We start from the raw sequence: 16,736 nt of genomic DNA, 5'->3' as shown, positions 1-16,736 counted from the left end.
TCTCTTCCAGTTTGGGAGTCACGGCCGGTTCGAGTATCGCTACGACTTTCCCGTTTGCCGCGAACACATATACCGGAGCGACACGCATCAACGCGGGGACGCTGCAAATGGGATCCGTGAACGCTTTAAGCGGTGCTTCGGACATCATTCTCGCCAACGTTGCAGGTGCGACACTTAATCTCAACGGCTTCAGCCAGACGGTTAAGACGTTGACCGGTGGCGGCACGTCCGGAGGAAACGTCGTCCTCGGAAATGGGGCCTCGTTGAACATCGGCGGCCCGAGCAACATCTACAACAATTCCAACACCGGCGTCACAACAACCTTCGGCGGCCAGATTTCCGGTACCGGTAGTCTTAACTTCGCGGGTGGCGGATTCTTCAACATCACCAACGCCAACAACAACTATTCCGGTCAGACCAACATCGTCAGCGGAACTTTGGCTATCACCGACATCGGGCAGTTGGGTAACACTTCGCTCGTCTCCGTCTTCGGCACCAACGCTCTTTCGCTTGCCGGTGGTAATTTGATCGTGCAGGGTGGACTCGGTGCCGTCGGCATGACGTTCGATAAGAATCTCGGTTTGTCGGGCACCGGCAACCTGACCAACGGTGGTCACGTGCTTACGAATATCGGCAACAATAGCTACACGGGAGTCATCACGGCTAACTCCAACTCAGCCGAAGTCCGCCTCGGTTCCGCCGCAGGCACGATGACTTTTGCCGCAAGCAGCGTTCTCAACGTCAACGCCGGTAATTCCTTCTATATTACGGGTGGGCCCGGCAATGTCGTTCTGGCCGGTCAAGTAATCGGGGGTACTATCGGGACTGCCGGAGTTTATAAAAGCAATCGCAGTATCGGCTTTAACAACACGCTGCTCATCACCGGTATGAATAACACCTTCGTCGGCGTTTGGCGGGTCGATTCCGGTACGATTCGAATCTCCGACAATGCACAATTGGGTGCCGAAGCAGCTACCATCGGAGGAAACGGCGGTATTTGGGAAATCCGCACCGATAACCCTACGGGATTCATCAACCGAAACTACAATTCGGCGCATGGAAATACCACGTTGTTCGTAGATCGCGCCCTCGGAAGTTCGGTCCCCCTAGGTCAAGGTCAAGTCGTTACGTTTGGTTCCTACATACAGACCATCTCCCGTGCTCCGACGCTTTCCGGACGTAACGGTATCGGCTTTAGCTTTGCTACATACACCGGCTCTTCCCCCGACGGCAGTAACGATGGTTTCAATATCAGCACGAACGGAACGTCGACGTTCAACGGGAATATCTGGAACAAAATCTTCACTACGGCGACGACATATACCCTCGCTGCGACCGGTGATACGGTCATCACGGGCGGTGTCCTTGCGTCGGGAGCCGATCACGCCTTTGCGAAAGCCGGCACAGGCACGCTCACGATGACCGGAACTACTCCGGGCTACACAGGCTCGACCTACACAGGCTCGACCGTCATGACGGCAGGCACCTTGAACATCTCCAGCGTCGCAGCCCTGAATGCCAACAGTGCCGGGCGCGTCGTCTTTAACGGCGGTACGTTGAACTACACCGGTACCGGCGAGACCTGGACCAATAAGGTGCTGCTCTTGAATGTCGGAAATGCCATTCTCACCAATAACGGTTCCGGTGCGTTGGTATTGCCGCAGAATATCGCAGCGAACGGTACCGGTGCGAAAACATTCGTTATCGGCGGCAGCAATACCGGCATCAACGACATCCAAGGGTTCATCACGAACGCGTCGGATCTCACCGGCGTTACTAAGGTCGACGGCGGCACTTGGCAGATCACGGGGCCAAGCACGGCCGCTACGACCATCGGAACGGCCAATAGTGCGCTGGGGGTCAACGCAAGTGCTTCGAGCCAAATCGTAACGACGACCAGCGCTACCGGAACTGCCGGGCTCGTCGTGGGACAAACCGTTTCCGGCACGGGCATTTTGCCGGGCACGGTCATATCCCAGATCCTGGCACCTAATCAGTTTTCGATTAGCCAAGCCGCAGCCATTACTCTCGGTACCCTCAATATCGGCACCGTCACCGGTGCGACGGCAGCGCTCAGCGTGACGGCTAACACGGGCAACGTCCTCACCGTCGCCAGCACCGCGAACCTCGTGCCTGGTCAGAGTATTAGCGGTGCCGGTCTCGCGGCGAATGCCGGTTGGTATATCAGCCAGATCACGTCGGCGGGCACGATTACGATTGCGAATACGACGAACGTGGCTGTGTTGGCGAATAACGCCGCCGTCGGCACGCAGACCCCTGTCGCCATCGGTAATTTCGCCGGTCCTCTGACCATCGCCGGTGGGACCGTCATGATGAAGCCTACTCTAACCGGCTTGGATGCGCTGAACGATAGCTCCAATCTTGTCTTTGCCGCCGATACCATCCGCGGTAACGGTTACGCAGGAGGGACTTTCAACTACGTCGGGCTTGCCGGCGGTAGCACGGAACTCGCCGGTATCCTCACGGCCTCGGCCGGTGCGGGAACGGTACAGATCACGAACGGAGCCACGCCGACGAACTTGACCTTCGGCTACCTCGGCAATCGTACCTTGGGCGCCACGCTGAATTTCGTCCCAGGCACGGGGACGATCGGCTTCCGCACCGGTAGCTCGCTGGCGACCTTCAACGGCCTTTTGAGCGATGTCGTCGGCGGCGGACGGGCTTATGCCACCGTCAACGGCACCGACTGGGCGACGCTCAACACGAGCAATCAAGTCGTGGCGTTGGGGAGTGCGAATGCTCCGGCCTATACGAACTTGGTCGGACCCGCGATCTCGAATGCGAACTTCTTGCTTACGTCGAGTTTCACCACGGGCGCTGCCGTGACCGGGATCAACACGCTGAAGTTCGCACCGACCGTCGCTAATCAGGAACTTCGCCTCAACGGCCCGATCACCCTCGGTGCCGGCGGCTTGTTGTTCGACAACACCAATACAGGTGCCTTGATCTCGGCCAGCGGCCCGCAAAACACGATCGGTGCCGCACCGCTCGTGCTTGCTACGACCGTGGCGAATACTGCCTTGGTTAATCTAACCTCGGGCTCGACGTTGAGCTTCTACGTCGGGATGCCGATCTACGGTAACCCCAACATTCCGGCAGGAGCGACCGTCGCTTCGATTCAAAGCCTGACGCAGTTTACGTTGAACAGCAACGTCGGTGTGGGTGCCGGAACGAGCATCGCAACCAACCCGGGTGAGACGGTGATCATCGTCAACGGCAGTACGAATGCTAATAACGCCCTGACGATCAGCGCTCCGATCGGAAGCTTCGGTGGTTCGTTGACGAAGGCCGGAACCGGCATGCTCATCGTCAGCGGTGCTAATACCTACACCGGTAACACGACGATCAACGAAGGGGTCTTGCGTCTCTCCGGCCCTGCCGCTTCGCTCGGCTCGATCACCACGGCAGCGAACATCACCACGATTCGCCAAGGCGCTACGCTCGATCTCAACGGCGCGGGCCCGAGCGGTCGAACCACGATCGGCGCACTGAACGGTGCCGGAATCATCACGAACGGTGCCGGCGTGTCGTCGACGCTCGCCATCGGTTACTTCAACGTCACCACGGGCAACGGTGTCTTCTCCGGAGCCCTGCAAAACGGCAGCGGCGTGCTGAACGTTCTGAAGAACGGCACCGGAACCCAATACCTGACCGGGGTCAACACCTACACCGGCGTGACCACCGTCCTCCAAGGCGTACTTGCCGTGACTTCGCTCGCGAACATCGGCGTTCCGAGCTCGATCGGCATGGGGAATGTGGCGAACAACGCAGGGAGCATCGTGCTCGGCACGGGCAGCACGACGGGAACCTTGCAATATACGGGTGCCAACACGTTGGTCTACCAAGCCACGCAGACCCCGACGATCTCGATCGACCGGCTCTTCAGCTTGGGTGGCAGCGGGGCTATCGATTCCTCCGGAAACTTCGGCAACAACGTACTGGGCACTCTTGCCCAAAATAATGCCGCGCTCGTCTTGAGCAATACGGGCAATATCGGCTTCGCGAACACCGGCTCGAAGACGCTGATCCTTACCGGCAACTCGACCGGCGACAACGAGATCGACATCAGATTGGTCAACAACACCATCGACGGTTCCCCGCTCAACGTGACGAAGTCCGGCGCGGGCCTGTGGATTCTCGGTAATCCGAATAATAACTACTCCGGTGTCACCACCGTGATCGGCGGCTCGCTCCGTGTAACGAACGGCACCACTTCGACTCTTTCCGCCAACAGCAACCTCGTGCTTGCCGGCGGCGTCATAGAAACTTACGGCACGTTCAGTCGCCCTATCGGCTCGGGGGCTGGTCAAGTTCAGTGGGGTTTCAACGCCGGTGGTGGTTTCTCCGCCAGCAGCTCCAAGCTCACCGTGACGCTCCCAGGCGGAACGCAATTCTGGGGTCAAGGCGGAATCGGCAACGGTACCGGAACTCTCATCCTTAGTTCCGCTACCGCTTTGTCCGACGTCGAATTCACCAACAACATCAATCTCGGCGGTGGCGTTCGCACGATTCAAGTCGACGATAACGGAACGACCTTCACCGACTATGCAACCGTGTCCGGCGTCATCAGCGGCGGACTTGGTAGCGGCCTCACCAGGACAGGCGGCGGCGTACTTTACCTGACAGGTGCTAATACCTACTCCGGGAATACGAACATCAGTGCCGGTGACACCATCGTGACATCGATCGGTAGTGGCGGGGCTACCAGCGCTTTCGGAGATCCCTCCGGCACTCTAACTCTGAGCGGCGGATATCTGACTTACGTCGGTACCGGTGAAGTCGTCACGCGGTTGGTCAATCCCACGGGTGCCACGATCGAATCCAACGGAAGCGGCGCACTCGTCTTTACGAACATGTCCAATCTCACAGCCGGTTCCAAACAAATAAACCTTTACGGGCTCAATACGGATTCCAACCGGATCACTTCCGTACTGGCCGACAACGGAGGAGCGCTGCGTGTCTATAAGTCGGATTGGGGCAATTGGGAGTTGACGGGCAACAACACCTTCACCGGTGGTGTGCGCGTCGATGCCGGCTTCCTGGGCATCGGTGGTCCAACCGCCTTAGGTGCGGTCGGCCCGACGGGGCTCGTCGCTGCCGCGTCGGCCGCGAATATCATTACCCTGACTTCGGGCACAACCACCGGCTTGGTGTCCGGTATGCTCTTCGCCGCGTCGGGTGCCGGTTACGGCTGGTCTATCGGTACTATTCTGAGTCCGACGACTTTCTCCATTGCCAACGGCAACGCTACGATTTTGGCCGGCCCCGTGGTCATCGGCGGTCTGATTATCTCTAACTCCGGTATCTACTCCACGAATTCTGCCGGCCTGACCTTGTCGCAGCCGGTAGGGATCAACCCCAATTCAACCGGTACGTTTTCGGGAGCAGGCCCGATTACGCTTAACGGACTCCTCTATGGATTGCAGTCGAATCCATGGACGCTCGCCAACATGATTACTGCGGGCACGGGGTTGACGATCAACAACAACTTCTACAGTTTCGATGCCGTTGCACGCCCGTTTTCGGTCGTCGGAACCGGAAATACGACCTTGAACGGTGCCTTCACAGGTATCGGAGGGCAAATCGCGTTGACTATCAATACTTCCGGTACGGTTACCTTCGGTGGAACTCCGGCGGCTTCGACAGTCCATACTTCGACGACGATCAGCCAGGGGCGCGTCATTCTCAGCCGTTCGGGAAGCCTCAGCCCGTTGGGTGCCAACAGCCTCATTGCATTCAGCGGCGGTAGCATCGAGTCCACGGTCAACATGGTCGGTGGTAATGCGATTACCCAAGGTCTGCGTCTCGATAATAGCTACGGCATCATCACCGGTAGTCAGTCCATCGAGTTCACCGGTAACACAGCCACCGGCATCTCCTATAGCCTGCAAGGCAATGCTAGCAATCGAGTTCTCACGAACAATCTGGCTCCAGGTCAGACGTTGACCTTCAGCGGCCAACCGGTCCAGCTCGCCACCATTAACAATCAATGGGTCGGCTTCGCCGGTTCGGGCGCTACTTTGATTAGTAGTCCCATCATCAACGGCCCTGCTGGTATAACCGGATCTCAGTTTTATAACTTCGGTCCGGGGGCTCTAACTTTAACGGGCGTTAGTACCTACACAGGCATTACGGGCTTCTTCGGCGGCGTCAACACACTCAGCGGCAGCGGCCAACTGCAAAACACGGCCGGTATTACGGTTTACAGCGGTGCCACGCTGACGTTGGATAACTTTAATTTGAGTTCGAACGTTCCTAATCGGCTCGGTAGTAATAAGCCTCTTAACCTCCACGGCGCTACTCTCAATCTGATCGGCGCTGCGGCCGGTACGACCGAAGGGACGGCGGTTGCGGCGGCCATCCTCACGATCGGCTTGCCGATCGCGAATACCTATAACGGCCAATCGACGATCTACCTCGAGAATCACGGCGGTATCACGCAGTTGGTTTACGGGTCGCTGGCGATCAATCCCGGCTCGGCCGTCAACTTCAAATCGAATATCGCCATGGGCGTAGCTGGGGCGACTCAAAACTTAGTCACTTTCGGCGTCACGACACCGACATTAGTCAACTCGATCATTCCTCGCGCCGTCGTGACGCTCACGAACGCCACCGGCACGACCGATCTCTCGGTCGACTTCGCCACCTACGGCGGCTCCGGTATCACGGCGTTTACGGGTTACAATCCGACGAGCGCGACGACCATCAACGGCGTGGCCGTTGCCGGGACCGACAATATCAAAGTGACGGCCGGTTACGCGGCGACTCTCGACGCTCCGAGAACCGTCAACGCGGTGAATATCACCGGCTCAGGATTGAATATCAATTCTTCCGGCGACAACATCGCTAATATTCTGACGGTCTCCAGCGGGGCATTCCTGGTCGCCGGCGGCACCAGCGGTACTCCCGTTACCAATACGTTGAGCGTCCCTCGGATCGCCTTCGGAGCTAACGAAGGGTTATTCCACGTCGGCGGATTTACGACGCTCAACGTAACCGGTTCGATTACCGGTACCGGAGGGTTGGAGAAGAATCTCGGCGGTACGCTGGTCTTGACCGCGCAGCAGCTTTATACCGGTGCGACGACGCTCAACGGCGGGACGACGAAGTTCGCCTTCGGCAATAACACCCTGTTGCCCAACCAAGTGTTGACGGTGAATGCGGGTGCCACGCTCGACCTGAACGGGAGTTATCAATACGCCGGTAATTTCTATAGCAGCAATAACGGCGCGGTCACCGGCGGCGGCACGATCACGTCGTCCGTTCCCGGCGGCGGTATCATTACCAATGGTGCGAACTACTACTGGGCGGGGAATATTACAGGCAACGTCGCTTTCTCGCGTGTGAATGTTAATACCTTAATATTCATGAATAACAACACTTACACCGGGCCGACTGCCATCTATGGCGGCCAGATCACTCTGCAAGACAACGGTACGATCTCCAATACCTCGGCCCTCACGATCAACTACGGCGCGCTATTGATTCAGAACAATGGCAGCAGTGTCAACCTCTTCATCAACAATTCGAATCGTGTGAACGATGTGGCGCCGATTTCCCTTGCCGGCGGTACGATTACCTTGAACGGTCGCCCGAGCACTTACAGCACGGAAATATTGGGTGCAGTGACGTTGGCAGAGAGTGCGAGCACGATTACCGTCAACGCCGGCGGAGGGCTCGGTAGTTACTACATGACCGATCTCACCTTTGCGAGCTTGACTCGTAATGCGGGTGCCACGGTGAACTTTACTCCCGGTACTCTTGCCTTGGCCGGACAGCAGCCGCGGCTCTTTTTCAGCACTCCTTTAGTTATGGACGCGGCAACGCAAACTTTAGGAGCTTGGGCCGTCCTCAACGGCAACGATTACGCCGGATACAACGCCGCTCAAGGTGTGGGTGCTCTCAGCACCGTCGGCTTTAAAGGCTATGAGGCTGCTTTCGCCACCGGCAACGTGACCAATCTCTTAGTCGGCCTCAACACGATCACGACGTTGCCGGCCGGTACGACGACGACGGGGATGTTGCGGATTGCCGGTAGTTTCCAGAACGACATCGCGTTCGCCGCGCCGAACTCGATTTTGAATTTGGAACAGGGCGGTTTGCTGCGGGCCGGGAGCGCTACGAATCCCACGATCATCGGGTTGACCGGCGTCGGGACGAGCAACAATCGGGGCGTGCTCACGACGGGCGGTACCGGCTTGGTCGAATTAGTCGCTTACAACACGGCGACGACGACCGCTCAGGCTAACGCCTCCGCGCCGAGCGCCACGGTGAGCGGTTCCAACGTCCTCACGTTGGCCTCCACGACGGGACTTACGCTCGGCATGACCGTGACCGGATTCGGCATCCCGACGGGGAGCACGATCATCGAGGTGACGAACGGGACGCAGGTGAAATTGAGCAACAACGCTACGGCGACGAATATCGGCGGCGTCGGCGGCGGCGTGTATACGGCGGTCGGGACGGGGGCGCCGGTGATCGTCGCGGCGGGTGCGGCGGCCACCGAAGTCGGCAGCAACGTCCTCACGTTGACGACCACGGCGAATGTCTTCGTCGGCATGATCGTGACGGGCACGGGTATTCAGGTGGGGACCACCGTGACCGAGGTCACCAACGGAACGCAGCTGAAGATCAGCAACAAGGCTCTCGCCACGAATAACACCGGCAATTATTCGTTCGTCGCGAATATGATCATCAACTCGTCGATCAAGGATAACACCTCCGGCGGCAAGACCGCGTTCACGAAGTCCGGAACCGGCATCATGATGCTGACCGGCACCGACAACACCTACAGCGGCGGCACGTACGTCAGCCAAGGGACGTTGCGGGTCACCGCGGGGAGCAGCATTCCGAACGCGACCGATCCGACGCGCGGCTTGGTCGTCAGCGGAGCAAACGTGAACTTCTACGGCGCGGACGCGATCGGTCACAACAACATCGTGACCGTGAACGGCAACGCGACCGTGACGCTCTTCGGCGACAATGCCGTCGCCGGGGTCGTGTTGAACAACAACGGCGGCAGCGCTTCGACGATCAATACCTACACGGCCGGCATTCTGACCGCCGGCTCGGCCGGGACGTTGACGATCGGCACCGGGGGAATCGTCACGACCTCGACCAACGCGCCGTTTACGGCCTTGATCGCCGGGCGGATCGATTTAGGTTCGGGTACGAAGACCGTGCGCGTCGACTCGATCAACGTCAACGGGGCCGTCGATCCATTGCCGTTGCAAGCGGTGTTGAACCTGCAAGGGGCCATCGGCAGCGCCAACCTCACGAAGACCGGCGGGGGCCTGCTCGGCCTGACCGCCCAAGCCGGTTTCTCCGGCAACTTGACGCTCGGCGACAATACCGGCGGCTTGCGGATCGGGGTCGCCAACGGCGGTTCCCGCTTGTCGGCCTTGTCGTTGGGAGCCAATACGCGGCTCGACTTGGCGGGCTCGGCCACGACGATCGGCTCGCTCGCCGGCGACGCGAACAGCACCGTGCACAACTCGGCCGCCGCCACTACGCTGACGGTCGGCTTCGACGGCACGTCGACGACGTTCGCCGGCTTCTTCAACCGCTTCAGCGCGCCCAACGCGAACCTCGCCCTCTTGGCCGGCCTCGGCGGCATCTCGCTGCAGAAGGTGGGGGCCGGTGAGATGAAGTTGACGAAAGCGCAAACGACGACGGTCGGGGCCGGGACGATCACGGTCAACGGCGGCGGGCTCACGTTCCAAGACGACGCCTCTTGGTTTACGAGCGTCGTGACGCCGGCCTTCGTCGAATCCTTCGTCGTCAACGCCGGCGGCACGCTGAAGCTCGATAACACGAGCCAAGCCAAGGGAGATCGGCTCGGCATCGGTGCGGCGGGAACTCTGTTCCTGCAAGGGGGAACGTTGAAGATCGTCGGGAGCTCGACGCCCGTCACCGAAAACGTCGTGAACTTCACCTCGCAGAACGGCGGTAACCGGATCGAGCTCTCCGGCAATACCACGTTGGCGATCGCAACGGTCACTCTGAACAACACCGGCACGATGGTCATCGCCGGCGTGAGCGGCGGTGCGGCGAGTTCCGTGAATTCCGTCGTGACGATGACTTCGTTGGCGACGTCCACGAACCTCAACTTGTCCTCCGTCACGATTCGTCCGGAGGTCCTCGTCGATGCTTCCACGAGCGGGCCGGGGACCGGCTTCCTCGTCAAGGACGGCACCGGCAACATCCGTCCGATGACCTACTTGGCGGCCCCGGGTTTGCAGCCCGGCAATAGCGAGTTGAGCACCCAGACGACGGCTTGGACCGCTTCGATCAACGGTGGAATTTTCACCAACGACGATAATTCCGGGTCGAAGCTCCAGGGGAACGCCACCGTCAGCACGTTGACGATCGGCGGTGTCTCCACCCCGACTGCGCCGATCTCGCTCGGTCTGTTGTCCAGCCTGACCGATCCGGGCTACGGCGGCTTCCTCCGTACCGGCAGCCTACTGACGCAGACGCTCGGCGGCTCGGCGGCGGTCTTGGTGCTGCAAGGAACCACGGCGAGTATCGACGTCGGCTCCTTTACCACCAACTCCGGAACGGTGCCGTTCCTGCACGTCCTGAAGAATTCCACGTTGAACGTCAACGCGTTCTTCGGCCTGGGAGCCAGCGGTGGCTTGGTCAAGGCCGACGAGGGAATCTTGAACTTGAATCGTCGCGCTCTCTACAGCGGCACGACGACGGTGAACGGTGGTACGCTGAACTTGAACTCGGGCCGCGATAACACGCTGGCCGTGATCCCGTTGAACACCGGCTTGATCAGCATCTCCGCCTTGACTATCAACGGCCCGGCGGCGACGACCTTCGTCGATCTCATGGGGAAGAGTCAAGCGATCGGCACCTTGTCGTCGATCAATCCGCTGCCGAACATGGGAGGCACGATTCGCAGCTCGGTCGCCGGGAACGTGGTGCTGACCTCCGTCGCTACGGCGAACAGCACCTTCGGGGGCGTGATCTTGGGGAACAGCCTGTCGTTCACGCGCTCGGGGAACGCGACGACGACGTTAACGGGCACGAATACCTATCAGGGAGAAACGATCGTCCGCGGGGGCGGCTTGACTCTCCGCGATTCCGGCTCGGTCGCCCAGTCGAGCGCCATCAAGCTGTACTACGGCACGTTGACGACCGATCAATCGGGCCTCAACCCGACCAGCGCGAACCTGACGCGCATCGCCGCCGGGGCGCCGGTGACGATGGATGGAGCAGCCTTGACGTTGACTGCGGGCGGTTCGATGGACGCCGCGATCGTGATCAACAACCTCGCGATGACCGGCGCCAACACGATCACTTTGAACGGCTTGCCGAATCAAGGAACGACGACCCGCGTGACGATCGGCAACCTGGCGTTCCCGAACGGGGCGACGCTCAACGTCGCCGTGACCGGCTCCGGGGTCGTGCTCGGCCAGCCCGGCTTCAACCAAGCCGGACTCTATGTCACGCAACTCAATTCCACGCTGACGTCGACGTTGGATTTGACGAGACTGAGCCCGAACATCATCGTCAACGGCATCGACTACGCCGGCTATGCGATCGCTCAGGGAATCGGCGCGTTGGGAACGCAAGGCATGCCGCTCTACGACTTGCCTTTGATCAGCGGAATCGATACGAGCACCACGATCGTATCGCAATTGGCGAAGAATTCGTCGACCGTGAACCTCACCGCCGCCACGTTCGCCGTCTCGGCGTATACGAACGCGGGCTCGCTGAAGTACACCGCCGGCACGCCGATCACGTTTACCGGTACGACGGCGACGGCGACGACCCTGAACCTCACCGCGGGCGGCCTCCTCACCACGACGACCGCTTCGTCGGTCGGCGTGAACACCACCACGCTGACGCGCGGGATTCTGACGACCGGCGGTGCGGCGACGACGGGCGTCTATGATTTGGTGGCCTATCAAAGCGCCGCCGCCGTGACGACGACGATCGAAGCTGCGATCAAGGACAACACCCTCGGGGCGAAGACCCGCTTGGTGAAGGCCGGCCCCGGCACGCTCATCATCACGGCTCAGAACACCTACACCGGCAACACGATCGTGAACGAAGGGACGTTGACCCTCGCGGCGTTCCAAGGCAACACGCTCATCTTCCCGGATGCGGGTCGAGTGATCCCCGCCGGTACGTTGACGATCAACAACGCCACTGTGACGCAGAACACCTCGGTGCAACAACAGATCAACGCCGCGACGGACGTCATCCTCAACGGCGGCGCGCTGCTGACGTTGGTTGCGCCGACCGGAGCCGGTCAGATCTACAGCTTGAAGAGCCTGACGTTCAACAACACCGGCGGTAATCGCGCCCCGAACGTGAGCACCGGCGGCACGCTGACCTTGACCGTCCCGGCTACGGCGATCGTCTCGAACAACGACAACTTCGCCTTCACGCCGACCATCACCGGCAACCTCAGAATTGTGAATTCAGGTACGCCGACGATCAACGTCACGGGCGTCTCGCCGATCGGCCTCAACATCACCGGCTTCCTCAGCACCCCGAACAACAACTCGACTTCTCCGATTACGAAGTCCGGCTCCGGCGGCTTGCTGCTGACGGCCGCCGCCAGCGGCAGCGCGACTCCGTATTTCACGGCCAACACCAACGGCTTCAATCTCCGCGAAGGAACCGTGCTCTTCGGCAACGCCAACCCGCTGATCAACCCGTTCGGCGCGGGAGCGTTCACGATCGGCAAACGGGACGCGACGAAGATCGTCGGCGTCGGCGGAGTCACCCTCACTCAGAACAGCTCGCTCTCCGCTCCCGCGACGATCCTCAACAACATGACGCTCGTCAACAACACGACCTTCCAAGGTAATACGACGATCGCGACCGCCATGACGCTTCTTAAGAACACGACGTTCGCCCAGGTCACGCTCGCCGCCTCGACGAGACTCTTCTACGACTCGACGCTCGCAGTTTCGACGACGTTGGCCCAGAACACGGCTCTGGCCACCGACACGTTCGTCAACCAAGCGACGACGCTCGCGCAGAACACCGTGCTCGGGAGCGATACGTTCGTCGCCCAATTAACGATTCTCGTGCCGCAAACGACCTTGACCTACGAAGCGACCGTCGCTCGGGCCACGACCCTCGCCGGCGGCGATAATACGCTCGGACACACGACGACCGTCACGAAGGATACGACGATCCAACAAGACGCGACCGCCATCCAAGCCACGACCCTCGTGGGAGGGACCGTGATTCCGATGGGCGGTACGATTCCGGCCGGGTCGGTCGTCGTCGCCGGCTCCCAACTCGGCGCCGGTACGGTCGTCGCCGACGGAACCGTCGTCGCGGCCAATTCCGTGCTGTCGATGAACACTACGGTCGCCGGGGGTTCGGTGGTCGTCGCCGGTACGCTGCTCGGAATAGGGACCGAAGTCGCGGCCGATACGGTCGTCCAAGCGAACACGCTTTTGGGCGCCGGAACGGTCGTCGCCGCCAACACCGTGGTTCCGGCCGGAACCGTGATCAAGGCCGGCACGACGGTCCCCGCCGGGACGATCTTCAACGCCAATACCGTGCTCGCGGCGGGGACGCAAATCGCCGCCAATGCGGTCGTCACGGCCGGAACGGTGATCGGGGCCGGGACCGTCGTCGCCGCCGGCTCGATGGCTCCGACCGGTTCGGTTCTGCCGGCCGGAACCCAGTTGCCGACCGGAGCGACCTACTTGGATCCGGACATTCTCAACGCCGGCTTGACTTCGCTCTCGAGCTTCGTCGCCACGCCGGCGAACCCTTACCCGACCTTGATCAAAACGGCCGTGACCCTCAACGGTAATCTCACGATCGGGGGGACGAACGCCAACGCCAACATCGCCTTCGACAACTCCGTCAACTTCGGCGCCGCGTCGCGCACCATCACCGTGACCGATCCTTCGGTGACCTTGAGCATGTTGGGCACCATCAAGACTTCGGCCGCCGCAGGGGTCGACTTCCTCATCAAGGACGGGGCCGGAACGTTGATCATCGGCAGCCAGGATTCGTGGAACGGGGCCGGCGTCTGGATCAAGGAAGGGCTCGTCCGAGCGGTGCCGTTCGGCGAAAACCCGATCGCGGCCGATAGCCCGTTGAAGATCAACGTCGGAGCCGGCTACGACTTGAACGGAGCCAACCAAACCCTAGCCGGGCTCTCCGACGGAACGGTCGCCGGTGGTGGTTTCATCACCAACTCCAACGCCACGAACCCTTCCACATTAACCCTCAACAATACCGAGCCGAGCGTCTTCAACGGCGTCCTCACCGATACCGCGACTCCGGCCACCGTGGCCCTCAATCCGTTGTTCAACAAACTCTTCTTGATCAAGAACGGCACCGGCTCGTTCACCTTGGGTGGAGCCAGCACTTATAGCGGTAGCACGACGGTCAACGAAGGCGCGCTCATCGTCGGCGTCAACGGAGTCAACGGCGTCCAAGGTTCCATCCGCGGGACCGTCGGCGGGGTCAACGGCACGCAAGTCCAAGTCAACGCCGGCGGAACGCTGTCCGGCGTCGGCACCATCGGCACGACGTTGGTCGCCTCCAACGGCGCCATCAACACCAACGTGACCGTTGCCGGCGGCGGCAACATCGACCTCCGGAACCTCAGCGACTACCGGAGCGGGACGATCGGCACCTTGACGATCCTCGATTCCTCGACCGCAACCACCAACTTGACCCTCGGCGACGTCGATCCTTTCGGCCTCAAGACGAACCTCTTCTTCGATCTCGGTTCCAGCGGCTCCAGCGGCGCAGTCGATCTCATCCAGGTGACGGGCAAACTCCGGCTCAACGCGAGCGGCGCCTATGTCACGCTCAATCCGTTGGCCAATCAAATCCATCGCTCCGTTAAGACGGGCATCAACGACGATGTGGATGTCCTCCACTTGATCAACTTCTTCGTACTCGACAGCGCTTCCGACCCCGCCGCGGCGTTCGGATTTGCACCGGGCAGCCCGACCTCGATCGAAGGGAACCAGTATGCGTTGAAGCAAACTTCGAATTCCCTCGATTTGACCTACTACAAGATCTCCGCTCCGACGGTCGCCTACTGGCGAGGCGGAATCGCCGATAAGCCGAAGTCGTGGAATAGCTTCCGCGAAGGGACGAGCCTCTCCAACTTCACCACGACCGTCGCCGGAACCGAGAACACGCTTCAAGTTCCGGGAGCTCGCACCAACGTCTTCTTCGGCTCGTTGTTGGCGCCGAACGCCGCCAACTTGTTAACGACGCTGGACAACAGCTTCGAGATCAACAGCTTGAACTTCGACGGCAGCACCGGCCTGAACAACCCGATCGGAATCCAACCGGGTACGTCTCCGAACAGCTCGCCGATCGTCTTGCAATTGAACGGTCTGTTGAATACCGGCATCACCGTCGCTCGCGCCATCGACGTCGCCGCCGGTACCGGCGACGTCACGATCGGCACCGACCTCGCGCTCGGACTTAGCCAAACTTGGCACAACGACAGCACCAAGTTGCTGACCATCGCCGGCACGAAAGTCACCGGTTCGTCCCGCAACCTCACCATCGAAGGCTCCGGACATACCGTCATCTCCGCCTCGTTGCAGATGCAAGGGGGCTCTTCCTTCAGCCTGGTGAAGGACGGTCTCGGCACGCTGACGTTGAGCGGTCAGAACACCTACTCCGTCAACACCGACATCGCCGCCGGGGTCTTAGAGATCACCGGTAGCGGAACGCTCGGCGGCAGCGACTCCGTCAACTACACCAGCAACCTCAGCGCCATCACCATCGCCGACGCCGGAACGCTGAAGATGAATCAGTCCGGCACGTATGTTCTCGGCAATACGATCGCGAACAGCGCCGCCGGCGGTTCGACCGGCGGACACTTCGTCCAAGCGGGAACCGGCACCACGATCTTGGCTAACGCCGGCAACACGTTTACTCCGGACGTGACCGTCAACGCCGGTACGCTCGTCGCCTACAACGGTGCGCTCACCACGGCCAAGTCCTATACGATCGCCCCCGTGTCGCCGGCGACCACGGCCACGCTCATCGTTCAAGGATCGACGACGACCATGACCGTGCAAGGCGGCGGCGTGTTCTCGCCGGGTGGGCTGGACGGACCGCATGCGGAAGCCCCGAGCAACGAAGGCCTCGGGTACGTCGTCGCGGGCTCGGCCGTCTTCCAGGCGGGGAGCGGGTTCAACTTCCAGTTTATTCGCGGGCTCAACTCCGTGGATCCTGCGGATCACCTCGCCCTCAATCCTTCCGGCACCGAATGGGATCTCCTGTACGTCTCGAATCTACTCCCCGGCGGCACCGGCATACTTGATCTACAGGCGACCGGAGTCGATGCGGCCAATCGCATCAACTTCAACCTCATCTCGATGATGGACGCGACGCACGAAGGAGAGGCTCCTTACTTCGATCCGGGGTCCCTCAACACGGGGACTCAATCGCTGCATTGGCTCTTCGCGAATGCGGGTGCAGTGACCCTCAACGGCCACGCTTACAACGAAACAATCGATGGGGACATCAACAATTACTTCAACATCAACACGGCTCGGCTCACCCCGACCGACCTGACCGGCTCGTTCCGCATTTCGCTGGTCGACAGCAATCTCTATCTCAATTACTCCGCGGTTCCGGAACCGGGCAGCTTGCTCTTCATGGGCATCGCCGGTATCGGCTTCGGCCTCCGCTGGAAAAAACGCCGCCAAGCAGCCGCCAAAAAAGAAGCAGAAACCGAAACAGCCTAA

The 16,736-nt window shown here is 60.5% G+C and carries 1 protein-coding gene (running past one end of the window); it reads left to right on the top strand.

Annotation, left to right across the window (positions count from 1 at the left end; translation table 11 throughout):
* A protein-coding gene (locus K8U03_00455) for an autotransporter-associated beta strand repeat-containing protein (protein ID MCE9603354.1) crosses the window boundary here: on the top strand, window positions 1-16,736 show its 3' portion. Its footprint begins 18,955 nt before the window's first position; only the last 16,736 of its 35,691 coding nucleotides appear in the window; the start codon falls outside the window, past its left edge; it ends in the stop codon at window positions 16,734-16,736.

This window comes from Planctomycetia bacterium, from assembly GCA_021413845.1.
Lineage (GTDB): Bacteria > Planctomycetota > Planctomycetia > Pirellulales > PNKZ01 > PNKZ01.
This window is presented reverse-complemented; position numbering and strand designations above follow the sequence as displayed.